The following is a 21,198-nucleotide window of genomic DNA, read 5'->3' as shown; positions in this document are numbered from 1 at the left end:
TGGGTGCTCCGATGCTGGGCGTCGGTCAGGCAGAGCGTTGCCGCACACGTACGGCGATGCGGAGGGGACGGGAGAGCGCGAGTTGGTCGCGTTCCTCGTTGAGGACCGCGGCGAGGTCGGCCTTCACCTGCTGCGGATCGCGGAAACGGACGTCCGCGAGGGCTTTGATGCGGTGGCGACCGACCCGGATGTACGCCGTGCTGACGCCTGGAACCCGCATGGCGGCATCGCGCAGTACAGCAGCGGCGCCGTCGCGGTCCAGTGAGGCGCGGAGCTGGGACCGGGGACAGCCGGCAGGCGATCGCAGGGGCAGCAGGCGACGTAGGCCCGGACTGAGCGCCAGGACGATCAGCCAGACGCCGACGGCAGCAGCCACCGCGGCTCCGGTGAGCATCCACACGTCGTCCACCGGCCGGGTGGCCAGCTCCTCGGCCAGGCGCTTTCGCCAACCAGCCGCTTGGCGTCCTGCCCGTACGGAGATGACATCGACCAGTGCCACGCCTGCCGCCGCGACAATCACCAGGGCGACCAGCGCGGCCGGAAGGCGGCGCGCGGACCACGGACGGTGAGTGGCCTGGTCTCTGTCGTGGCCGCCCGCTGCCGTGCCCGGCAGGGACGCACCGCGTTCGGGCGGCGCGGGCCCCGTCGGCACCTTCGTCGGCGACGCCGTCTCACGGTGCACCGGCCGAGTGGGGCTTGGGCTGGGAGGGCCCGGGTCGGGTGTCATTCCGGTCCTCCTTCGTGTGCGGGCGCCGGACTGAACGGGCACAGAGCTCACCGGACCCGTCTCCGGTTCGCACCCGCGCCGGTCACCAGGCGCCGGATGGTGAAGCTGACTTCTCCCACGTGCAGGCCGGTCAGCTGAGCCACTCGCTCGGCGACGTCGTGCTTTATCCGCTCGCAGGCGTGGGTGATATCGGTGGGATAGGGCAGGTCCAGGGCCAGATGCAGACGCACCGACCCGGTGTGAGAGGCCGCTGAGGCGCTTGGCGTTGCCAAACTCCTGTCGGACAGTAGGGCGGCGCGGCGGGACTGAGCCGTACGTGCGGCCTGGGCAGCGATCCGGGCGACGACCTTGTCCGGAATAATGGTGGCGCCTCGCTCAGCCGGGGGTGGCAGGCCGACAGGCTGCGCCGGTGGGCCCGACCGAGTATCGCGGGGTCTGGCGGAGCCGAACAGGGCACTCACCGCTGCCTCCGTGCGCGAAGGTCGAGGTCGCCCTGCAGGACGAGGCCGACGATCAATCCCGCCGTGCCCAGGACCAGAACCAGCAGGAATGCCCAGAAGCCGCCGAAATATCCGGCGAAGCCCAGCGCCATACCGGCCGCGAGGCCCGTAGTTGCAATGTTCATCACTCACTCACCCGTCTCGCGAGCGCCGTCGAAGTGGTCACCCGCTCGCGCCGGGACGCGGGCGGTGGGTCACGGAGGGTCACCTCACACGGCCCTCATCCGGTTCGGACTCTTCTCCCTCGTCGGGGAGGTGGACGTCATCGACGGCGATGTTCACCTCGACGACCTCCAGTCCCGTCATTCGCTCCACAGCGCTGATCACGTTGGTGCGCGCTGCGCCGGCGACGTCGACGATGGAGACGCCGTACTCGACTACGACATCGAGGTCCACGGCGGCCTGGCTCTCCCCGACCTCGACCTTCACCCCTTGTGTGACGCCGCTGCCGCCGCCGGGGACGCGGTCCCGCATGGCGCCTATGGCGCGGGCCATCCCCGCCCCGAGGTTGTGGATGCCCGGTACCTCGCGGGTGGCCATGCCCGCGATCTTGGCCACCACGTCGTCCGCGATGGTGGTCTTCCCCCGTGTCTCAGCCGGAGCCCCGACCCCGGTACGGCCCCTCAGCGCGCCCTCGCCTCCATCGGGCCGGCCATATCCGCCGACGCTGGTGCTGTTCTCCGTCATGGCGGTCGCCTCGATCGGTCGGTCGGACACCTGCATGATGCCCGTCGAAAAGTTGGACACATTAGGCAATAGTCTCCTCACGGACATTTTATGTGATGTGCATCACATGGGTTGAGAATGGGTACACGATCGCCCTGCACCATGAGCAGGGAGCAGGGAGCAGGGAGCAGGGAGCAGGGAGCAGGGAGCAGGGAGCAGGGAGCAGGGAGCAGCATGATCGAACGGACCGGTTCTTCACCACTGAGAGGCGATCTCCCGGATGGGCTGCTGACCGTGTGGGCTGCCGAGGGTGACGAGGACGCCTTCGCTGTCCTCGTCCGGCGGCACAGCCGTCCTCTGCTCAGCCTGGCCTGCTGCATGCTCGACAATGCCCAGGACGCCGAGGAGGCTGTTCAGGACGCCTTCGTCAGCGCCTGGCGGCGGCTGCCGGAATACCGCCACGATGCGGAGTTCCGCACCTGGATGTACCGCATCACCGTCAATCGGTGCCTGAACTCGCGACGCCGCCGACTGCCGCCCCTCCCCCTGGACGTCGTCACCGAACCCGCAACGGGCGATGAGTGGAACTCGCCCGCCCGAGCCGCAGAGGAGGACGCAGAGGCGGCCGCCCTGACCTGCGCGCTCGGCGAGCTGGACGCCAGGCAGCGGGTCTGCTGGATCCTGCGGGAACTCCAGGGCCTGCCCTACAAGGAGATCGCCGTCGTGACACAGACCAGTGAGCAGACGGTGCGCGGCAGGCTGTTCAGAGCACGCCGGTCTTTGAAGGAGACGATGGCCCCATGGCGCTAGACGACCCGCACGCGCAGCCTTCCGAACCGCCCGGGAACGATGGGCCTGCGAACCACCCGGCCATCGATGACGCGGCCCCGCTCTCCGGTGACGACGTACTGGCTTGCGGCCGCCTGCTCAGCCAGGTCTGGGAACAGGCAGAGGACGCGACGCAGGCTGCGGATCCGCACACCATGTCATGTCCCCTGTGCCGCGAGGCTGTCGAGGGGCTGGCCACGTTGAACGCGGCCACGCGGGCGCTGCGCGCCAAGGACCCTCCCGGCTTGCAGGTACTCATGGATCGCGTCATGAGCATTGTCAGGGCCGAGGTCCGGCTGGGACGGCTGCTTCCGCTGGCCGACACGGTCCTGGATCTGCGGATCGCCGAGAGTGCTGCGGCGAAAGTGCTGCGGCAGGCCGCGGATTCGGTTCCCGGGACAAGGGCCGTAAGCTGCCGGCTCGTACCCGCAGGCGGCATCGGCGTGCAGGTGACCATGACCCTGGCTGCCGCCCTCGACCGCCCGCTGCCGGACAGGGTCGATCAGGTACGCCGGGCGATCATCAATGCCGCCGAACAAGCCCTGGGGCTGGCCGTGACGGCCGTCGACATCATCGTGGTCGACGTCCTGGAGCCGCCCTTGCCCCTTGGCTCTGCGGGCTCTGGGCAGACCACAGGCGGTGGTGCGTGATGGCTGCCGCCGGAGCGGCCCCTCCCCTCAGCGTCGCGGCCGCAGCGGCCCTCGCAGTTCCGGGCGTGGCCGGCCTGCAGCCCCGCCTGGCCCAACGCCTTGCGGCAGCCGCCTCGCCCGCAGTGCCAGAGACATCAGCTCAACGCACCCCGCCCGAGGCCGGCGTCCGTATCGACCGGGCGCCTGACGGCTCGGGATGGCACCTTGAGGTGCGCTGCGTCCTGGCTGAAGGCCACAGAGCGGTGGACACTGCCCGGAACGTCCACGACCAGGTACGGGCCGCTGCCCTCTCCTACCTCGCCGCACACGGCGCCCCGGTATCGGTCGCCGTCACCGTCACGGTCACGGTCACCCGTATCGCCACCGGGGACCGCACAGCCTGAGCGCGACACGCGACGGCCCAGCGCCGACTCCTGTGTGTCGGGTCGAGCACCGATGATGCCGACATGCCGCCACGCCGCTACCCCCGGGAACGGCCTGCCCGGACAACCGCCCCGTGCACGCTCTGTTGATCGCCCCATCCGCCCGAGCGTGACCGCGGGCTGGTGCATGACGCGCAGCGAGCGCACCCGGCGTACCCGGTGGCTGGCTGCCGCGGCTTCGTCCACGGCGGCGCACGGATCCGGCCGCGTTCGGCGCCCTGCACACATCACTGCCGCGAGGTCGCCCGGGGGCAGTGTGTCACCGCGTGGTCGGCCGTCCCTCTCCATGGCGACGAACGTGTGTCGATTGCCGACGACCGCGCGGCCACAAGCCGGTGGCAGGCGGCCGGACACCATCGCCACGGCCGACTCGGCCTTATTCCAGATGTGCTGCAGGCGGGAGCCGTGGACGGTACGGCGGTGCCGGTGGGCCACGTGCTAGGCGAGGTCGACGCCGAGGGTGGCTCCGGCCAAATGATCGTTCAGATAGATGCCCAGCACGTCGTGATGCATCATGACCCCTTCTCAGCCGTTCTGCCGATCTATCCGTCGCTCCTCCATTGGCGGTCGTCCGTCGGATTCGCCGTCACAGGTGTGGCTGCCCTTAAGTACTCCAGCAGCGCTTTCTTCCCCGGGCCGCCCCTCGATCGTGTGCAGCCGCCGCTGATAGTGACAGCGGCGGGCGACGGCTTGGCGTCGCCTACGCCAGTGCGACCATCTCAGCGCGCGTGCGCTGATGAGAGGCTGGTCGGCGCGTGCGATGGGCGAGCCGGCCAGTGGCCAGGAGCCGCCCAGAAGACGCAGGCCACGGGCATCTGCAGGTGCGCCGCCACCGCAACACTGCCGTCTCGTCTCAGACCTGCCGACCGAGGAACGCCAGCAGCCGCACATGCGCCGCCGCGCCCTCCGGCACCGGCTTTCTCCGGCCCGAACATGCCGGGCCGGCGGAAGGCGTCCATGCCAGTGTGACGCATGTGCGTGATCAGGTCGTCGCACAGTAGCTGGTCGACGAGGCCGTCCGGCCGGCGGCTATCGCCAGATCCGCCCCGTGGACGAGCACCTCGGTGAGGTGGATCAGCGCCGCCATCGGCCCGGGGACGGGGGCCGAATCCGAGTCGGACCGTCGCCTTTGCGAGATCGACGTCGGTGGTGGCCGCGCAGTGCCAGGCCGTGCGGTCGGCCGCGGCGGCGGCCCCGTAGGCGTGGACGGGTCGGTGCCGAGCCAGCCGTCGTGATGCTCGCCGCCGGGGTCGGTGCCGGGCCAGCTCGGCGGAGAAGATCCGCATGCCGCCGACGACGGTCGGACGCGGGGGTGTTCCTTCGGGTTGTGTCGCGCGGTGGGCTCGCCCGGTGTCCTCCCCGCAGGCGCGGGGGTGTTCCGGCCTGGAGACCCTGTACATGCGTCAAACTGTTCCGTGAGCCTGGATTCACGCCCTCCGCCCCGCCCTGACAGGACGACGCCACGAAGGGGAACCTCATGTTGACTTGCGAGAAGGCGCGATGAGCACACCGACCCTGATCGTCGTGAGCGGCGGCCCGGGGACGGGGAAGACCACGCTGGCGCACGAACTCGCCCGCTCCCTCGGCTGCCCCGCGGTCATCCGCGACGAGATCAAGCAGGGCATGGTCATGTCCCACCCCGGCTACCGGGGCGGCGGCGACGATCCGCTCAACCGCCCCGCCCTCGGCGCCTTCTTCGGCACGTTGAAAGTGCTCCTGGAAGCCCAGGTCACGCTGGTCGCCGAAGCCGCCTTCCAGGACCGGCTGTGGCGGCCGAACCTCGAGCCGCTCACCGGCCTCGCACACCTCCGCGTCATCCGGTGCACCACCGCTGCCGACGTCGCTCACGACCGTATCGTCCGGCGCACCGAGGAAGACGCTCACCGGGCAGCTCACGGCGACCAGGACCTGCTGGAAGCCATCGCCGCCGGAGAGCACTCGCTCCAGTCCTTCGTGCCGATCTCCCTGGACGTCCCCACCCTGACCGTGGACACCTCGAACGGATACCGGCCGAGCCTCCGGGACATCACAGCCTTCGCACGCGCGTGGGCCCGCGACGGCGCATCGCCCGGACACGAGACGGAAAGCTGACGCGAGCCGGCAGCCAGATCATCACGGGGCAGCTCTCAGTTCGGGTTGCCGGTCCGGTGGTGACAGCGCCGGCACGGCCTTCGGCTCCCACAACTTGACGGTCCGTACGTAGCCGTTGACCACCGAGGCCATCGCCAGGATGAGAAGCGGTCCGAACACCCAAGGATGTCTGGTCATCTCCACCGGCAGATAGCGATATGACACCAGGAGCGCGACGAACACCGTTGCGCCGTAGGCGACAAGCTGGATTCCCGACCGATCCCAACCACGTTCGAGCGAGCGCAGCGCTGCCTCGATCGTGACCGCGAACACCACGCCGGCAATGATGTCCGAGCCGTAGTGGTAGCCGAATCCCAGCGTTGCGCCGAGCGTGGCTATCAGCCAGAAGGCACCTGCGAACCGCAGAAACCGCGGGCCCTTGCGGGAATGAAGGAAAATCGCGGTGGCCCACGCCGTGTGCAGGCTCGGCATGCAGTTGCGCGGGGTGATCTCGTCGAACGGCATGTGGTGCGGGGTACCGAGGTGCGGCGGTGTGTGCGGCCATATGCCGGCCACCGCCCAGTGCCCGCCGTCGGCGCCGTAGGCGAAGACCGGTCCGACCACCGGGAAGATCATGTAGATGCCCGGCCCGAGGAGGCCGATGACCAGAAAGGTGCGCACCAGATGATGGCGCGGAAAGCGACGTTCGGCCGCCACGTTGCGCAGCTGGTACATCGCGACGGCGACCGCGGCCACCGCAAGCTGACCGTAGACCAAGTCGAGAAGATGGTCGCCGATCGGTCCGGTGGCCGCGACCATCCGGCCCACCACCCACGACGGGTTGCCCAGCGCGTGATCGGCGATGGCCACATACTGGTCGAGCACCGCCGGGCGGGTCTTCGACGTGATGAGGAGCCAGGTGTCGCCGGTCTTACGGCCGGCCACCAGCAGCAGGCCCAGCCCGACGCCCTTCAGCAGCAGGACCCGTTCCTGCCCTGTGCGGCGTGTGACAGCGATGACCGCACAGCCCAACATCACCCACAACGCGCCGTTGCCGAAGGGGTGGCCGTCGGTCACCTTGGCGCCGACCGCCCACCGCACCGCCGCGATGGCGATGTCGATACCGATCGCGACACCAGCCGCGATGAACCGTTCCCGCCAGGTGAGCACGACCATCGTCAACGCCAGGCTGGCGTACAGCAGAAAGCCGGATTTAGGGGGGAATATCACCTCTCGCACCTGGCTGGCGATCGGCCCCGGCAGGCCGTAGCGACGTGCGGCGATCTCCAGCGCGATGAGGAACCCGAGGGTCACCACACCTGCCGCGGTCCACAGCATGGCCCGTGGTTGACGCCACGCGGCAAACGCAGTTCTGAAGGTTTTTCGCGAAAACACCCGCGATGCTCTAGGTATCAATTGTTTGGCCGATTTGTTAGTTGTTAGTTGTTTAGGTCGCTCTTCGTGCCGTATAGCCTGGTTTTCCGGTGAAGGGACGGGCGATGAGGGCGCTCATCGTGATCCGATCATGCTATCGGAGCGGTGCGGGTGGATTTCGGTCGTCATGGGTGGGGTGGAGGTCAGCCCGTCCAGCGCCGATCGCCAACACGCCCAATGCAGAGATCAGTTCCGTCTTGGCGACGCACCAGTACGATCAACGAATCGGCTCACCGGGATACGAGGGGGCGCCGGCCGGTGGTACTCCAGGTGCGCGGCGTCGTGTTGCCGGAGCGGGAAGAGCGCTCCTTCTGGATCGACGGCGACCGACTGCGGACCGAACCGGTCCCCGGCGCGGATCTCGTCGTCGACGGCGGGTGGCTGCTGCCCGGCCTGGTCGACGTGCACACGCACCCGGGCACCGAGCACCTGGACGACCCGTTCCGCGATGAGACGCTCCGTCGGCACCTGACCGACCATCGCAACGCCGGCGTACTGCTGGTCCGGACGCCCGGGTCTGCCGCGCGCATACCGAGCTGGGTGGACGAGGATCCTGGGATGCCGCGGGTTCGCTCAGCCGGCCGTTGGCTGGCCACTCCCGGACGCTTCTTCCCCGGCTTCGGGCGTGATGTGAGGGAAGCGGACCTGGTACAGGCGGCTGTCGAGGAGGCGAAGGCGTCCTCGGGCTGGTGCAAGGTCATCGCGGACTGGAAGCACGATGAGCCGGCATTGCCTCAGGACGTTCTCACCGCCGTCGTTCAAGCCGTCCACGCGGTCGGCGGTCGCGTAGCCGCCCACTGCCAGACTGCCGAGGGCAGTCGCCACGCCGTGGAAGCAGGCGTCGACAGCCTGGAGCACGGCATGCACCTCGCTCCTGAGCTGATCGACCGGATGGCTTCCCAAGGCACCGCGTTCGTACCGACGCTCAGCGTTTTCGGCGCCGGAGCCGATCGACGACGCGCCGAGGAGCCGAGCACCCGTCGCGACTGGTGGTTGAGCGGCTGGGACGCCATGCTGCCCAACGTCAGGGCCGCCCACGAGGCCGGAGTCACCGTGCTGGCAGGCACCGACAGCTTCCCGTGCGGCAGGGTCACGTCCGAGGTCGACTGGCTTGTCCGCGCCGGCCTGCCCGTTGAGACGGCGCTGGGGGCGGCGTCATGGGCGGCCAGAGCCTGGCTGGGTCTGCCTGGACTGGTCGACGGAGGCCCCGCCGACCTCGTCGCCTATGACACCGACCCGACTCTCGACAGCTCGGTTCTGGCCCATCCCCGTCGCATCATCCTGCGCGGCCGAGTGATCCGCTGACCCGAGAAAGTCCCCTCGGCCGCGCCGAGACCGGTCCCCTGACGGCTTTCCGTGGGGCTCTGCACGACCGCCGCCGACCCTCGCGGAGGGAGTGTCGCCCTCCCGCTCCCGAGCTCTTCAGACGGCCGCCCGGGTCGGTGAGGACCCGCCACCTGTCCTTGTTCGGCTGGTGATCCGGTGTGCCCGCGCCCAGTTCCAGCAGCCGGGCCTCGGCCTCGTCCAGGGTCGTCGACCGCGAAGTCGAGGTGGATCTGCTGGGGTTCGGTCTCCATGGCTCAGGAATCACACGAGCTGCGCTGCTTCCACGGTGCGCCCTCGGCGCGGCGTGGCCGGGCGACGCCCGGGCGTCCGGTCTTGCTGAGGGTGTTCCGGGTGCGGCCGTGGAAGGCCAGGAGCCCGGCGAGCGCGGCAGCGGTGAACCAACCGGCCTGAACGGCCAGGTACTTCGGCAGCGGAGTGGCGGAGAACCCGGCGCCGGTGGCTGCCTGCATCGCCCCGTAGGAGGGCAGAAAGCGCACGACGCTGCCGTCGGAGCCGGAGCTGTAGAGGGGATTCTGCAGGGCGAGGTCGATGACGCTGGTCATCACGATGGCGAACATGCCCTCCACTTCACGGCGCAGCAGGGAGCCGAACGCGACGCCGAGGGCGCCGTAGGTGATGCCGGCGGAGAAGAGAGCGCCGCCGAGCAGGGCGGGCTGCCTGGGTGTCCAGAAGGTGCAGGTGACGGCGGTCGCGTACGCGGCCACGACAGTGGAGGCCAGCACCAGCGAGGTGAGTTTGGCGAGGACGAGATGGGCGCGGGGGTAGCCGGCCAGGGCGAGTCGGCGGTCGAAGGGGCCGCCGGCGTAGGAGGCCGCGAACATCATGAAGCCGATGATCAGGGTGACGGCGTTGAGGGCGCCGGTGATCTCGGTGAGCTGGTTGCCATGGGGAGTGAGCAGGTGTCCGGTCGCGCGCAGGCGGAAGCGGGTGGGGGTGCCAGGAACGGACCAGAACGCCAGCGCGGTCCACACGGGAATGAACAGGGCGATGAGGACCATGGCGAAGCGGTTGCGCAGATGCTCGATCAGCGCGTAGCGGGCCGCGGTGAGGAAGAGCGTACGGTGGCGGCGTACGGCCGGGGGCCGGGTCATGCGGTGGCCTCGGTGGTCCGCTCGCACAGATGGCCCCCGTCCAGGCGCCAGAGCACGTCGAGGCGTTCGGCGTCGTAGGCGAGGTGGGAGACCACGAGGACCGATCGGCCTTCTTCGCGCAGCCGGCCGGCCAGATCCCAGAACCGCTGGTAGGTCTCCCAGTCGAAGCCCTGATAGGGCTCGTCGAGCAGCAGAATCCGCGGGTCGTGCATGAGAGCCAGGGTGAGGTTCAGTTTCTGCCTGGTCCCGCCGCTGAGGACGCCGGCCCGTTCGTCGGCGTACTCGCTGAACCGCAGTGCCTCCATGACCTCTTCGGCTCGCATCAGGTCGCTCAGGCCGTAGGCGACCTTGAAATAGTTCAGGTGCTGGCGGACGGTGAGTGCGTCGTTGAGGACGGCGGCCTGGGGGCAGTACCCGAACCGGCCGTGGTGGCGCACCGTGCCGCGATCGGGGGCCAGTTCACCCGAGAGAATCTTCAGCAGAGTCGTCTTGCCCGCGCCGTTCTCTCCGACGATTCCGGCCAGCGCGCCGGGTTCCAGTCGCAGGTCGACACCGCGCAGCACCGGACGCCGGCCGTAGGCGTGGTACACGCCGGTCACCTCCATCGAGGGCCTCCTCCCCTTGGCGTTCCGCTATAACGAGCCGACGGTGACGACGGCACGGGTGCGTCCCGTGGTCCGGGCTTTGTTTTCATCCGATGAGGTGGGGCGGCTACGACAGCACCCGGGAGCGGATCACGAACGTCTAGGTTTCCGGGCATGACCACCTCCTCCCCCCGTCCCATGGCGCACGTCCCGTCGCAGGCGGCACCGCATCAGGCTGTCGACTCATCGCCCTTCGGTTCGCCGCACCCCTCGGCCGGCGCCGAAGGGTGGTACCTCAACGGGCGTCTGCGCGACGAGTGGGGGGACGAGCACACATGGATGATCTGCGTTCTGAAACACCACGACCTGCGGGACCGTGCCGCCTGTCCCGGCTACGGCCTGGTGGTGACGCACTCGGGCCCGGCAGGGGTCTCTCACCGCGCCTGGGTCTCCCCCACCCTGCATCACACGGTCCTCGAAGGGCTCCGCAGCGACACGGCGCTGGACCGCCGGGTCCGCGAGGCGCTGGCGGAGGACCTGGCCGAGGGTCCGCTGCTGCCCGACCGGCTGCTGTCCGAGCCGGTGGTGGAGTCGGCCGAGACCCTGGACATCTCCTTCGGGGACCTGGCCGCGCTGCGCCGTGAGGAGGACGGCGGCTACCGCCTCGCTTTCCAGGACAAGGATCGCTTCGAGCTCCGCCTCACCCCTGCCAAGGCGGCGGTACCGCAGTCCGACGTCCAGGGGCGTTCTCCGGGGCGGCTTCCGGCCGACGCGGATGCGAACGCGGCGACGTCGTACTTCGTGCCCCGGCTGCACGTCCACGGAACCCTGCACCGTGCGGACGGCACCGAGGGGCAGTTGGCTGGGGACGCCTGGTTCGCGCAGGACTGGGGCACGAGCTGGTTAGGCGTCCAACGGGCCCCGGGAGCACCGGACCACGCCCGGGAGTGGGCCGGCATCCAGCTCGCGAGCGGCTGGGAGATCAGCTGCGTCCACACAGGCGACAGCGATCCCGCCACAGGTGCCACCACGCCGACATCGAGCCGCGCCACGGCGGTCGCCCCGGACGGCAGCGTCAGCCACCACGACCTGACGTGGCAGCCCGTGCGCCACTGGACCTCGCTGGCCAGCCTCAACACCTACCCCACCGCGGTGCGTGTGCGCGTCCCCGACCTCGGTCTGGATGTCGAGGTCGTCGCCGCGGCCGCGACGGGCGAGGTGCGTACTCTGATGGCCGGACTCGCGCTGTGGGACAGCCCCGCCACCGTGCACGGCGTCATGGGAACCACGCCCGCGCTCGGCACGGCCTTCCTGCGGGCCCTCCCGGCCAACACCATCGGCGACATCGAGCACTACATGCGCCGCACCCACGACATCGCCCGCGCGGAGGCCGCCGCGCTCTACTCCACCGACCCCGCCGACGACATCGCGCTGGGTCTCCTCACCGGCACCAGCAGCCGATCGGACCTGGACGCCGCCGCCCGTGTCCGCCTCCACCAGGCGGTCGCCGCTCCCCTCCTGCATCTGCTGGACAACCCGGGACGCTCCTGGCGCCCTTACGTCGCCGCGGCCGTCCTCTCTCTGCTCGGCGCCGATCCCGAGCCCTACCGGCCGCTGACCGCGGTCACCGAGCTGCTCCATCTGTCGGCCCTGGTCATCGACGACATCCAGGACAACTCACCGATCCGGCGCGGCCGTCCGAGCGTCCACGAGGTCTTCGGCACCGCTCCCGCGATCACCGCCGGCACCCTCGGCTACTACACCTTCGACGCCCTCATCCGGCGTGTCCCGCAGGCCGACCCGGGCACCATGCTGCGCATCTACCGGCTCTATCTACGGGATCTGCGCGCGGCGCACGCCGGCCAGGCTCTCGACATCGCCGGGCACCACACCGCATTCGACGAAGCCGTGGAATCCGGTGACGTCCGGCCTCTTCTCGACCAGATCCGTACCGCCCACCGGCTCAAGACGGGCATGCTCGTCCGCAGCACGGCCGAGGTCTCCGCCATCCTCGGCGGCGCGGACGAGACACAACTCGCCGCGATCTGCCAGTACTTCGAAGCTGTGGGGATCGCCTACCAGATCACCGACGACATCGCCGACCTGTACGGGCTGTGCACCCCCGACGAACACCAGCGGGGCATCACCACCCGCGCCCCCGCCGAGGACCTCCGCAACGGTGAGGTCACCTACCCTGTGGCCCGCGCCCTCGGCCTCCTCGGCGCAACCGACCGCCGACGCCTGCGCGAGGCCCTACGGCGGCATTCGGACGCCGGAGCACACGAGGCATCCGACCTGTTGATGCGCAGCGGAGCCCTCGACGCCTGCGCGGCCGATGCCCGCCAACTCGTCGACGAGACCTGGGCCTCCCTCACCGCGTTGCTCCCGCCGACCCCGCACAAGGCCCTGGTGCGTGCGCTGGGCTGGTACGCCGCCCAACGCGAAACAGACCATGTCTCCCCGACCTCGGCCCGTCCCTGAACGGCTCGCGTACCGGGCGGCAGCCACTGTCCCCCGGGCCTCCCGGAGGGAGTCGTGACAGCCGGGCATCCCGTCCATACGTCCGAATGTATGTCCGGTCATGGCGGTCGGCAGCGGCGAGTGCTGCCCGGCCGCCGGGTGTGCACCACTGATACGCTCGCGAAATGACCTCCTCGGACACGTCACCGCCCGCTGGCGAGCACGCCGACCTGTGGTTGGCCCCCGCGGAGCTGTCGTCGTGGATGTCCCTGGTCCGGCTGATCACGCGCCTCCCTTGGGCGATCGACGCCCAGCTGCAACGGGAGGCGGAGCTGAGCATGGTCGAGTACATGACGCTCGCCATGCTCGCTGACGCACCCGAGTGGACCTTGCGGATGAGCACGCTCGCGGAACACACCAGCACCTCGCTGTCCCGGCTGTCGCACCTGGTGAAGCGGCTCGAAGGCCGCGGGTACGTACGACGCGAGCCGGACCCGACGGACGGCCGCTTCACCAATGCGATCCTTCTGCCCGCCGGGATGAGCAAACTGGAGTCGGCCGCCCCGGGTCATGTGGCGTATGTGCGCCATCTGGTCATCGACAACCTCTCGGGCGAACGGCTGCGCCGGCTGGGGCAGGACGCCGAGCGCATCCTCGGACGTATCGACTCACCCGCCCGCTGAGGGGATCCGGCCGCACCGGTCCGCACTATCTGGCCACTCATGAGTCGGCCCGCCAGTTTGACTTGAATCTTCAAGTCTATGAGGTCTAGGGTTCGGCTTGAAGATTCAACCGGCTTCGACCGGCTGGAGCCATCGCCCTGAAGACCCTGCGCAGCCGACCTTGCAAGCATCGCCGGTCCCCGGCGCAGCCGTGCACCGGAAGCACGCGCGGCCTCGGTCGCGGCTGCGCCCTCACAAGGAGAACTCCCATGCCACAAGAGTCAGTTGCGACTGAGCCCGCCCCGTGGGCCACCCATCGGGGACGGGTCGCGGTGGTCACCGGCGCGGCGCGCGGCCTGGGGGCGGCCATCGCCCGCGGGTTGGCACGCCGGGGCACGACCGTCGTCGCGGTCGACCTGACCGCGGCCGAGCAGACCAGGCGGGAGATCGAGGAGGCCGGCGGTATCTGCTTACCGCTGACCGCCGACGTCTCCGATCCGGCCGCGGTCCGCGCGCTGCACGAGGAAGTACGGTCCGCCTGCGGGCCGGCCGACATCCTGGTGAACAACGCGGGCATCGCCGGGATGGCGAAGCTGGAGGACGTCGACTTCGGCCACTGGCGCCGCGTCCTGTCCACCAACCTCGACTCCCAGTTCCTGATGTCCAGCACGTTCGCGGCGGACATGCGCGAGCGCGGGTGGGGACGGATCGTCAACATGAGCTCTTCGGCGATCTACACCAACACCCGGGACATGACCCCGTACCTCGCGAGCAAGGCGGGGATCCTCGGGCTCACCAGCGGACTGGCCAACGACCTGGCCTCCTACGGCATCACGGTCAACGCCGTCTCCCCTGCGTTCACCCGCACTCCGCTGATCGACGAGACGGTCGCCGACGGCAGCATGCCGCCCGACATCGACGCGCTGCTCGCCGACGAGCAGGCGATCAAGCGCCTCGCCACGCCCGAGGACATCGTCGGCACGGTGCTGTTCCTCACCGGCGACGACTCCGCGTTCGTCACCGCGAAGTTCATCGCCGCCGACGGCGGCTACACCCGCAACTACTGATCCAGCCCGCTCGAAGAGTCCACGGCGCCCGGCACATCCGGACCGCGCCACCGACCGGCTCACCCACGCCGCACGAAAGGCAGTCACGACCATGTCCGTGCTCGACTCCTCCCCGAACCGCCGTTCGTTCCTGTCCCGCTCCGCGGCGGTCGCCGCCGTCCCGGCGCTCTCCGCCCTGGCGGGCGGCGTCTCCGCCACTCCGGCCTCCGCCGCAGACTCCCCCACCCTGCCGGACTACGACCCGATCCCGCGCTCGGCCATCGGCCCCGCGGTCAACGCGCAGGGCTACTACGTCGGGCTGATCGAACGGAACCTGTACTGGGTCACCGACGGGACCTACCAGGCCGCGTTCCTGAGCACCAAGGACGGTGTCGTGCTCTTCGACGCGCCGCCGACCATCGGGGGCAATCTGCAGCGCGCCGTCGACGAGGTCGCCGCCGCCAACGGCTCGCCCAACAAGGTCACCCACATCGTGTACTCGCACCACCACGCCGACCACCTCGGCGCCTCGTCCCTCTTCGGCAGTGACGTGGAGCGCATCGGTCATGTCGAGACCCGTCGGCTGCTGCTGCGCGACAACGACCCCACGCGTCCGGCGCCGGACGTCACCTTCAAGGACCGCAAGACCCTGCACATAGGCGGGGAGCGCATCGAACTCGCCTACCAGGGCACCAACCACACCCCGGACAACATCTACATCCACTTCCCCGACCACGACACGCTCATGCTCGTCGACATCAGTCTGCCCGGCTGGGTGCCGTTCAACAGCTTCAACCTCAACGAGGACGTCCCCGGTTCCATCGCCGCCCCGGCCAAGGCCCTGTCCTACCCGTGGCGCCACCACATCGCCGGACACATGGGCCGGCTCGGCTCGCGCCACGACATGGCCGTCCACCAGCAGTACGTCACCGACATCGTCGACAACGTCAAGACCGCGATGAACACCGTCGACCCGACCCCGTACTTCACCAAGTACGGCAACAACACCTGGGCCGCCGTGAAGACCTACCAGGACGCGATCGTCGACTACGCCAGCGGCCCGGTCGTCAAGAAGTACACCGGCGTCCTGGCCGCCGCCGACGTCTACACGGCCAGCAACGCCTTCGTGATCCTCGAATCCGTCCGCCTCGACCTCGGCTACGGCTCCCAGGTCCACTCCTGACGCGGCCCCGGCCCCAGCGGCCTTGCGGGAGCGTCAGCCGACGAGGCCGGGCAGGCGGACCGAGAGCCGGGGGTGGGGCGTTGCACCGTATGGACGCCCTACCCCATGCATGGCTTGAAGGTTCAAGATATAGTAGGCGGGCGATTCACCCTGCTGAGCGCAGGGCCCGGGCGGCCCGAGGCGAGACGCATGGTCGTTCGCGCTGTGATCCGTTCGTCGAGCCGCATGGCACCCAGGGAGCCGACCCCGGATGGGCACTGAACCGGACCCCGTCGACCCGTCAGCACCGTCCGGCACCGGACACGCCCGCCCATCCGGTCGGCCGGCGCTGCTGCACCGGATTCGACACCAGCTCTGGCAGCCGCCGAGGCCCTACGGCGAGCAGCCGCAGGAGCGGGTCGTGGGTCCCTTGGAACTCTTCTACGACCTGGTCGTCGTCGTACTCGTGGCGGGGGCCGCACACCATCTCGCCGGTCACCTCACCTGGCGCGGTATCGGCGAGTACGCCACGGTGTTCACTCTGGTGTGGATCGCCTGGGTCAACGGAAGCCTCCACCACGAGCTGCACGGCCGCGAGGACGCCCGCGCCCGCAGCACCTTCCTGCTGCAGATCCTGGTGCTCGTCCCGCTGGGGGCCTTCATCCCAGAGGCCGGCGGCGCGCGCGGAGCCGCTTTCGCGGTCTCGGCAGGCGTCCTGTTCTCGGTCCTCGCCGTGCTGTGGCTGCTCGCCTCCCGAGGTGACAGGCCCGAATACCGCCTCACCAGCACGCTCTTCATCACCGGGACGGCCGTCTGCGCCCTCGTGCTCGGGACGAGCGCGCTGCTGCCCGCAGGCACCCGTGTGGGGGCCTGGGGACTGCTGGACGCGGCCTACCTGACCGGCTTCACCGTCATCGTCACGGCGATCCCGGCGGCGACCGCCACGCTCACCGTCACCGACGCGCTCATCGAACGCTTCGGGCTTCTCCTCATCATCGTTCTCGGCGAGACCGTGACCGGCGTGGTGGACGGGCTGGGCCACACTCCGCTCGATGCGCGCACCCTGGCCGTCGCGCTGATGTGCGTCGTGGTCGGATTCGGTGCCTGGTGGACCTACTTCGACTTCGCCGGCCACCGCGCCCCGAGGCCCACACCGGCGGCTGCCACGCAGTGGATGCTCACCCACCTCCCGTTGACGGCAGCGGTGGCGGCCATGGGCGCCGCCATGGTCGGCCTCGTCGAGCACGCGCACGCCGCCCGCACCGCGACCGCGGCCTCCTGGGCTCTGTGCGGGGGCGCGGCCGTCGTCCTCGGTACCACGATGCTGGTGGCCGGCAGCCTGAGCGACTGGCACGGCAAGTTCGGCCTCTACCGGCCCCTCAGCCTGGCCTGCGCCGTGTCGACGGCCGCGGCCCTGGGGCTGGGCGCGATCCGCCCGTCGCCTCTGCTGCTCGTGGTGGCGCTCGTCGTCCTGTTCAGCATCCCCTGGGGGCTTGCGGTGCTCCACCGTCTCCGCCACGACGAGTCCTCCGGCGAGCCGTCACCGGCCCACTGAAGCAGAAGGGGCCCGAACTCAGCGGACGCCCGCCCTCGTCAGCTCCTGGCGCGCCGTGTCGTCCAGCTCCACGCGGCCGGCCCGGAGGTTCTCCGCCAGGTGCTCACGGGTCTTGGTCCCCGCGATCAGCAGGACGTTCGGTGCCAGGTCGAGAAGCCAGGCGAGGGCCAGTTGCGCCGGGGTGGCCGCCAGTCGTGCCGCGTGGGTGGTGAGCAGCGGACTGGCGAGGATCCGCGCGCGTGCCGGGCCGGGCGCCCCGAGCGGGCAGAAGGGGACGAACGCGATGCCCCGGCCCGTGCACTCCTGGAGCACGTCGAACGAGCGCTGATCCGCGACGTTGAACAGGTTCTGCACGCAGACGATCGGCGTCTGGTCGACGGCGCGCAGCAGATGCCGCTGGGAGACATTGCTCAGGCCGACGCCCTCGATGAGCCCCTCCTCCCGCGCGCGGATCAACGCGGCCAGTTGCGCGTCGAACCGGCGGTCCGGCACCGCTCCGTCCATGAGGCGCAGGTTCACCGCTGCCAGCCGGTCGACGCCCAGGGTGGTGAGGTTCTCCTCGATCCCGGCCCGCAGTTGATGGGGTTCGTCGTACGGCAGCACCCTGCCCACGGCGTCGCGACGGGCCGCCACCTTGCTCACGATCGCCAGGTCACTCGGGTAGGGATACAACTCCTCGCGGATCAGCTCGTTGACCACGCCGGGTCCGTAGAACTGTGCGGTGTCGATGTGGTTGACGCCGCCGTCGACCGCGGCACGCAGTACCCGCAGTGCCTCGTCGCGATCGCGCGGAGGCCCGAAGACACCGTCACCGGCCAACTGCATGGCGCCGTACCCGATCCGTCGCACCTGCCGTGCGCCCAGCGCAAACGAGCCCGGGCGTTCGATGCCCGGTACGGGTTGCGGCATGGCTCCTCCTGGATCGCAAAGACAACTTGAACGACTTGAATCTTCACGTGACAGACTAAGCCGGAGCCGCGTGAACATTCAAGGCCTCACCCGTGCACACGCCCCATATCACCGCCCGCCCACCTCGCCGATCACAGAGTTTCAGCGCGACCGGTTGCACACTTCTATGACTTGAGCATTAAAGTGAATCACCGAACTTGAGAGAGGTGACGGCATGTCTCATTCCCCCACGGACCCGGCCGACGTCCTGATCGTCGGCGGCGGATCGGCCGGCGCGGTGCTCGCCTCGCGCCTGAGCCAGAACCCCGACCGACACGTCGTCCTGCTGGAGGCGGGCCCGGCCTACACCACGGCGGAGTACCCCGCGGCGCTGCTGGACGCCGACCGGATCGCCGACCCCGACCACGACTGGGACTACACCTCACGCGGCGGAGCTCGGAGCGTCGAGATCGCCACGCCCCGCGGCAAGGTGCTCGGCGGCAGCTCTTCCGTGAACGCCGGGGCAGCCCTGCGCCCCCGGCCCAGCGACTTCGCGCGCTGGGCCGAGCACGATCTGGCCGACTGGACCTTCGCCGACGTGTTGCCGTTCTTCCGGGCCCTGGAGAACACCCCGACCGGCGAGGACGCCTATCACGGCCGAACCGGGCCGATGCCGGTGCGCCAGCGTGCCGACGACGAACTCACCCCCGCGCAGCGGGCGTTCATCGAAGCCTGCGTCGCCCGCGGCCACAAGCGGGTGCACGACTTCAACGGTGCCGAGCAGAACGGCGCAGGAGGCCACGCGGTCAACGTGGTCGACGGCGTGAGGCAGAACACGGCGCTCGTCCATCTGCCCCCGCAGGTGCGCGCCCGGCCCCATCTGACCGTCCACGGCGGTGTCACGGTCGACCGGGTTCTGTTCCGCGGCACCACCGCCACGGGCGTCGTCACCGCCGACGGGACGACACACCTGGCCCGGGAGGTGATCCTGTCGGCCGGCGCCTACGGCAGTGCCGCGATCCTGCTGCGCTCCGGCATCGGCCCCACCGAGGATCTGACCGCCCTCGGCATCGACGTCCTCGCCGCGCTACCGGTCGGCCGGCGCCTGCAGGACCACCCGTTCTTCCACACCCTCTACGCCCTCGCGCCCGAGCACCTCACGATGACCCCGGCCCTCGGGGCGCTGTTGTGGACCGCCTCCAGCGAGGCGATCGGTGACACCCTCGACCTGCATGTGGTCGCCGCACACCCGACCGAAGCCCCGTTCAGCCCCACCGGCGGAGCCTTCGTCCTGTCGGCCGCCCTCGTCGACCCCGAATCCCACGGCACCCTGCGCCTGGCCGGCCGCGATCCCCTGCATGCTCCCCTGATCGACCACAACTACCTGGGAACCGACCGCGACCGGCGGCGCATGCTCGAAGGTGTGAAGCTCGCTCGCGACCTGGCTCGCGACGCGGCCCTCGCCCCACTGCTGGGCGATCTGCTGATCCCGAACGAGCTGCCCGCCGACGACGACGGTCTGCTGCGGGCCGTCGAGTCCAACCTTGCCGTCTACGGGCATCCCACCTCGACCGTCCCCATGGGCGGCCCCGGCGATCCCCATGCGGTCGTCGACACGATCGGAGCGGTCCGAGGAGTGGACGCGCTGCGTGTCGTGGACGCCTCGATCATCCCGAGGATTCCCTCCACCGTCACCAACCTCACCACGATCATGCTCGCCGAACGCATCTCCCATCGCGTCTACGGCGACTGATCGGCCCATGCCGTGGCGGACCTCCGGTCGACGACCGCGGCGGGGCGCCACACGCCACGGCCTCCCGCGCCGAGGGTCGGGCGGGAGGCCGTGGCGTCGTGCCGTGGGACGTCAGCCGATGAGGCGCTCGGATACGGACCACAGCCGGTCGGCGTTCTCAGGATCCAGGGCGTAGGGCGCGACGCCGGCGATGGCACCGGCCCGTCGGGCGACCGGCTCGGCCTGCGCACAGTCCTCGAAGTAGCGGCCGGTGACGCCCTCCACCGTCGGCGAGGCGGCCAACAGCACCGAGGTGGCGGCGCCCTGCTCGACGGTCTTCTGCGGTGGCAGGGCAAGTTCGCCCGAGGCGACGAAGTCGGCCACCTGCTGCATGTCCATGTGCCGGGCGAGGGACGTGTCGGCGATGTTGCCCGGCATCAGCGCGTTGGCGGTGATGCCGTCGTCGGCCCATCGCTCGGCGGCGCCGACGGCGAACAGGATGTTGGCGGTCTTCGACTGCCCGTAGGAGGTCCATGGGTCGTAGGGGCGGAAACGATAGTCCAGGTCGTCAAAGGCGACCGGTGAGAAGAGATGGCCGATGGAGCTCACCGAGACGACGCGGGCGCCGTTCGCCGCCGCGAGGGCCGGGTGGAGGCCGACGGCGAGAGCGAAGTGGCCCAGGTGGTTGACGGCGAACTGGGTTTCCCGGCCGTCGGACGTATGGGTGAGTTCCGGCAGGGCCATCACTCCGGCGTTGCCGACCAGGATGTGCAGCGGGCCCTGCCAGCCGGCCACGAACGACTCGACCGTCGACCGGTCGGCCAGGTCGAGCCGTCCCACGGTCAACTTGCCGGATGCTGGCGGCAGTTCTGCCTCCAGACGTGCCGCCACGCGGGCGCCCGCATCGGTGTCGCGCACGGCCAGGGTGACATCGGCGCCCGCCGCGGCGAGCGCCCGGGCCGTCTCCACCCCGATTCCTGAACTGGCCCCGGTCACCACGGCACGGCGGCCGTGCAGCTCGACGCCGTCGATCACCTCGGCGGCGGTGGTGCTTGCCCCGAACGTGTGGGGTGCCTGGGGTACGGACATGAGGTGTGTCTCCTGACTTGAGGACGCCGGGGCCTCAACGTGTGTGGCTCGGTTGCCGATTGCGTTCGGCGCCCCGGCGAGAGGGGGTCGTGGTCGAAAGGGCGCGGCGGTGCCGCACCCGGGATGGTCTGGCCGGTCGGGTCACCGGGACGAGGGCGAAGCGTCGACGGGAGCCCACGCGTGCGCGTCGCCCACCGTCGTGACACGGCCGAACACGCCGTCCGTGAAGTGCCCGGCAGCGATCACGGTGTCCGGTCGCTGGAGCATGTGGTCGCGCACGGTCGG

General features: G+C 70.0%; 21 protein-coding genes and 1 pseudogene. 11 read left to right on the top strand and 11 right to left on the bottom strand.

Features of this window, described 5'->3' with window-relative positions; genetic code table 11:
- Positions 1-25: 25 nt before the first annotated feature.
- The 4 genes from AB0L95_RS16770 to AB0L95_RS16755 form a co-directional block, all read right to left on the bottom strand.
- Positions 26-682 carry a DUF6286 domain-containing protein gene (locus tag AB0L95_RS16770; RefSeq protein WP_365162408.1) on the bottom strand — a complete coding sequence of 219 codons (657 nt, stop codon included), beginning with the start codon at positions 680-682 and terminating at the stop codon, positions 26-28.
- Positions 683-774: 92 nt separating this feature from the next.
- Entirely contained in the window at positions 775-957 is a 183-nt protein-coding gene (locus AB0L95_RS16765; protein ID WP_365162407.1) for a hypothetical protein, read from the bottom strand.
- A 227-nt stretch (positions 958-1,184) separates the two neighbouring features.
- Complete coding sequence (locus AB0L95_RS16760) at positions 1,185-1,352, bottom strand: hypothetical protein (RefSeq protein WP_365162406.1); 168 nt, start codon at positions 1,350-1,352, stop codon at positions 1,185-1,187.
- 79 nt (positions 1,353-1,431) lie between these two features.
- Entirely contained in the window at positions 1,432-1,914 is a 483-nt protein-coding gene (locus AB0L95_RS16755) for an Asp23/Gls24 family envelope stress response protein (protein ID WP_365162499.1), read from the bottom strand.
- Positions 1,915-2,127: 213 nt separating this feature from the next.
- Between AB0L95_RS16755 and AB0L95_RS16750 the strand changes: the two genes are divergently transcribed.
- The 4 genes from AB0L95_RS16750 to AB0L95_RS16735 all read left to right on the top strand — a co-directional run bounded on the left by AB0L95_RS16750 (position 2,128) and on the right by AB0L95_RS16735 (position 5,884).
- The gene (locus tag AB0L95_RS16750; protein ID WP_365162405.1) at positions 2,128-2,703 is read left to right on the top strand and encodes a sigma-70 family RNA polymerase sigma factor; all 576 of its coding nucleotides are present in this window, start codon (positions 2,128-2,130) and stop codon (positions 2,701-2,703) included.
- A complete protein-coding gene (locus AB0L95_RS16745) occupies positions 2,694-3,371 on the top strand; it encodes a hypothetical protein (protein ID WP_365162404.1) in 678 nt (225 codons plus the stop codon). Before AB0L95_RS16750 ends, AB0L95_RS16745 begins: the two co-directional genes overlap by 10 nt.
- Positions 3,372-3,613: 242 nt before the next feature.
- Positions 3,614-3,754: a hypothetical protein gene (locus tag AB0L95_RS16740; protein ID WP_365162403.1), complete on the top strand. Its 141-nt coding sequence runs from the start codon at positions 3,614-3,616 to the stop codon at positions 3,752-3,754.
- Positions 3,755-5,293: 1,539 nt separating this feature from the next.
- Positions 5,294-5,884 carry an AAA family ATPase gene (locus AB0L95_RS16735; RefSeq protein WP_365162402.1) on the top strand — a complete coding sequence of 197 codons (591 nt, stop codon included), beginning with the start codon at positions 5,294-5,296 and terminating at the stop codon, positions 5,882-5,884.
- Between the two features lie 21 nt (positions 5,885-5,905).
- Here the strand turns inward: AB0L95_RS16735 and AB0L95_RS16730 are convergent, their stop codons facing one another.
- Positions 5,906-7,201 (bottom strand): phosphatase PAP2 family protein, encoded by a 1,296-nt coding sequence (locus tag AB0L95_RS16730; RefSeq protein WP_365162498.1) that lies wholly within the window; start codon positions 7,199-7,201, stop codon positions 5,906-5,908.
- Between the two features lie 354 nt (positions 7,202-7,555).
- Between AB0L95_RS16730 and AB0L95_RS16725 the strand changes: the two genes are divergently transcribed.
- The gene (locus tag AB0L95_RS16725; protein ID WP_365162401.1) at positions 7,556-8,602 is read left to right on the top strand and encodes an amidohydrolase family protein; all 1,047 of its coding nucleotides are present in this window, start codon (positions 7,556-7,558) and stop codon (positions 8,600-8,602) included.
- 124 nt (positions 8,603-8,726) lie between these two features.
- Here the strand turns inward: AB0L95_RS16725 and AB0L95_RS16720 are convergent.
- The 3 genes and pseudogenes from AB0L95_RS16720 to AB0L95_RS16710 form a co-directional block, all read right to left on the bottom strand.
- Positions 8,727-8,862 (bottom strand): annotated as a pseudogene (locus tag AB0L95_RS16720) (VOC family protein); the annotation flags it as partial.
- A 15-nt stretch (positions 8,863-8,877) separates the two neighbouring features.
- On the bottom strand, positions 8,878-9,735 hold the full coding sequence (locus AB0L95_RS16715) for an ABC transporter permease (RefSeq protein WP_365162400.1): 858 nt from the start codon (positions 9,733-9,735) through the stop codon (positions 8,878-8,880).
- A complete protein-coding gene (locus AB0L95_RS16710; RefSeq protein ID WP_365162399.1) occupies positions 9,732-10,340 on the bottom strand; it encodes an ABC transporter ATP-binding protein in 609 nt (202 codons plus the stop codon). Before AB0L95_RS16710 ends, AB0L95_RS16715 begins: the two co-directional genes overlap by 4 nt.
- A 153-nt stretch (positions 10,341-10,493) precedes the next feature.
- Between AB0L95_RS16710 and AB0L95_RS16705 the strand changes: the two genes are divergently transcribed.
- The 5 genes from AB0L95_RS16705 (at position 10,494) to AB0L95_RS16685 (ending at position 17,204) form a co-directional block, all read left to right on the top strand.
- Positions 10,494-12,800: a polyprenyl synthetase family protein gene (locus tag AB0L95_RS16705; protein WP_365162398.1), complete on the top strand. Its 2,307-nt coding sequence runs from the start codon at positions 10,494-10,496 to the stop codon at positions 12,798-12,800.
- A gap of 164 nt (positions 12,801-12,964) precedes the next feature.
- A complete protein-coding gene (locus AB0L95_RS16700; protein ID WP_365162397.1) occupies positions 12,965-13,462 on the top strand; it encodes a MarR family transcriptional regulator in 498 nt (165 codons plus the stop codon).
- A 248-nt stretch (positions 13,463-13,710) separates the two neighbouring features.
- Positions 13,711-14,508, top strand: a complete 798-nt coding sequence (locus tag AB0L95_RS16695) for an SDR family NAD(P)-dependent oxidoreductase (RefSeq protein ID WP_365162396.1) — start codon at positions 13,711-13,713, stop codon at positions 14,506-14,508.
- A 91-nt stretch (positions 14,509-14,599) separates the two neighbouring features.
- Positions 14,600-15,670, top strand: a complete 1,071-nt coding sequence (locus AB0L95_RS16690) for an MBL fold metallo-hydrolase (RefSeq protein ID WP_365162395.1) — start codon at positions 14,600-14,602, stop codon at positions 15,668-15,670.
- A gap of 250 nt (positions 15,671-15,920) precedes the next feature.
- On the top strand, positions 15,921-17,204 hold the full coding sequence (locus tag AB0L95_RS16685) for a low temperature requirement protein A (protein ID WP_365162394.1): 1,284 nt from the start codon (positions 15,921-15,923) through the stop codon (positions 17,202-17,204).
- Between the two features lie 18 nt (positions 17,205-17,222).
- Here the strand turns inward: AB0L95_RS16685 and AB0L95_RS16680 are convergent, their stop codons facing one another.
- A complete protein-coding gene (locus tag AB0L95_RS16680; RefSeq protein ID WP_365162393.1) occupies positions 17,223-18,113 on the bottom strand; it encodes an oxidoreductase in 891 nt (296 codons plus the stop codon).
- A 214-nt stretch (positions 18,114-18,327) separates the two neighbouring features.
- Here AB0L95_RS16680 and AB0L95_RS16675 point away from each other — a divergent pair, with 214 nt between their 5' ends.
- A complete protein-coding gene (locus AB0L95_RS16675) occupies positions 18,328-19,845 on the top strand; it encodes a GMC family oxidoreductase N-terminal domain-containing protein (protein WP_365162392.1) in 1,518 nt (505 codons plus the stop codon).
- A gap of 111 nt (positions 19,846-19,956) precedes the next feature.
- Here the strand turns inward: AB0L95_RS16675 and AB0L95_RS16670 are convergent, their stop codons facing one another.
- The gene (locus AB0L95_RS16670; protein ID WP_365162391.1) at positions 19,957-20,913 is read right to left on the bottom strand and encodes an SDR family NAD(P)-dependent oxidoreductase; all 957 of its coding nucleotides are present in this window, start codon (positions 20,911-20,913) and stop codon (positions 19,957-19,959) included.
- A gap of 141 nt (positions 20,914-21,054) precedes the next feature.
- Positions 21,055-21,180 carry a hypothetical protein gene (locus AB0L95_RS16665; protein ID WP_365162390.1) on the bottom strand — a complete coding sequence of 42 codons (126 nt, stop codon included), beginning with the start codon at positions 21,178-21,180 and terminating at the stop codon, positions 21,055-21,057.
- Between the last annotated feature and the right edge of the window lie 18 nt (positions 21,181-21,198).

It is taken from the genome of Streptomyces sp. NPDC052036 (assembly GCF_040680495.1).
Taxonomy (GTDB): Bacteria; Actinomycetota; Actinomycetes; order Streptomycetales; family Streptomycetaceae; genus Streptomyces.
This window is presented reverse-complemented; position numbering and strand designations above follow the sequence as displayed.

Bases quoted from the DNA above. Each gene is read 5' to 3' on its own strand.
- AB0L95_RS16695 (WP_365162396.1), top strand. From the start codon at position 13,711: ATGCCACAAGAGTCAGTTGCGACTGAGCCCGCCCCGTGGGCCACCCAT.
- AB0L95_RS16755 (WP_365162499.1), bottom strand. From the start codon at position 1,914: ATGACGGAGAACAGCACCAGCGTCGGCGGATATGGCCGGCCCGATGGA.
- AB0L95_RS16750 (WP_365162405.1), top strand. From the start codon at position 2,128: ATGATCGAACGGACCGGTTCTTCACCACTGAGAGGCGATCTCCCGGAT.
- AB0L95_RS16730 (WP_365162498.1), bottom strand. From the start codon at position 7,201: ATGCTGTGGACCGCGGCAGGTGTGGTGACCCTCGGGTTCCTCATCGCG.
- AB0L95_RS16675 (WP_365162392.1), top strand. From the start codon at position 18,328: ATGTCTCATTCCCCCACGGACCCGGCCGACGTCCTGATCGTCGGCGGC.
- AB0L95_RS16670 (WP_365162391.1), bottom strand. From the start codon at position 20,913: ATGTCCGTACCCCAGGCACCCCACACGTTCGGGGCAAGCACCACCGCC.
- AB0L95_RS16710 (WP_365162399.1), bottom strand. From the start codon at position 10,340: ATGGAGGTGACCGGCGTGTACCACGCCTACGGCCGGCGTCCGGTGCTG.
- AB0L95_RS16680 (WP_365162393.1), bottom strand. From the start codon at position 18,113: ATGCCGCAACCCGTACCGGGCATCGAACGCCCGGGCTCGTTTGCGCTG.
- AB0L95_RS16745 (WP_365162404.1), top strand. From the start codon at position 2,694: ATGGCGCTAGACGACCCGCACGCGCAGCCTTCCGAACCGCCCGGGAAC.
- AB0L95_RS16690 (WP_365162395.1), top strand. From the start codon at position 14,600: ATGTCCGTGCTCGACTCCTCCCCGAACCGCCGTTCGTTCCTGTCCCGC.
- AB0L95_RS16760 (WP_365162406.1), bottom strand. From the start codon at position 1,352: ATGAACATTGCAACTACGGGCCTCGCGGCCGGTATGGCGCTGGGCTTC.
- AB0L95_RS16685 (WP_365162394.1), top strand. From the start codon at position 15,921: ATGGGCACTGAACCGGACCCCGTCGACCCGTCAGCACCGTCCGGCACC.
- AB0L95_RS16715 (WP_365162400.1), bottom strand. From the start codon at position 9,735: ATGACCCGGCCCCCGGCCGTACGCCGCCACCGTACGCTCTTCCTCACC.
- AB0L95_RS16700 (WP_365162397.1), top strand. From the start codon at position 12,965: ATGACCTCCTCGGACACGTCACCGCCCGCTGGCGAGCACGCCGACCTG.
- AB0L95_RS16705 (WP_365162398.1), top strand. From the start codon at position 10,494: ATGACCACCTCCTCCCCCCGTCCCATGGCGCACGTCCCGTCGCAGGCG.
- AB0L95_RS16665 (WP_365162390.1), bottom strand. From the start codon at position 21,180: ATGCTCCAGCGACCGGACACCGTGATCGCTGCCGGGCACTTCACGGAC.
- AB0L95_RS16735 (WP_365162402.1), top strand. From the start codon at position 5,294: ATGAGCACACCGACCCTGATCGTCGTGAGCGGCGGCCCGGGGACGGGG.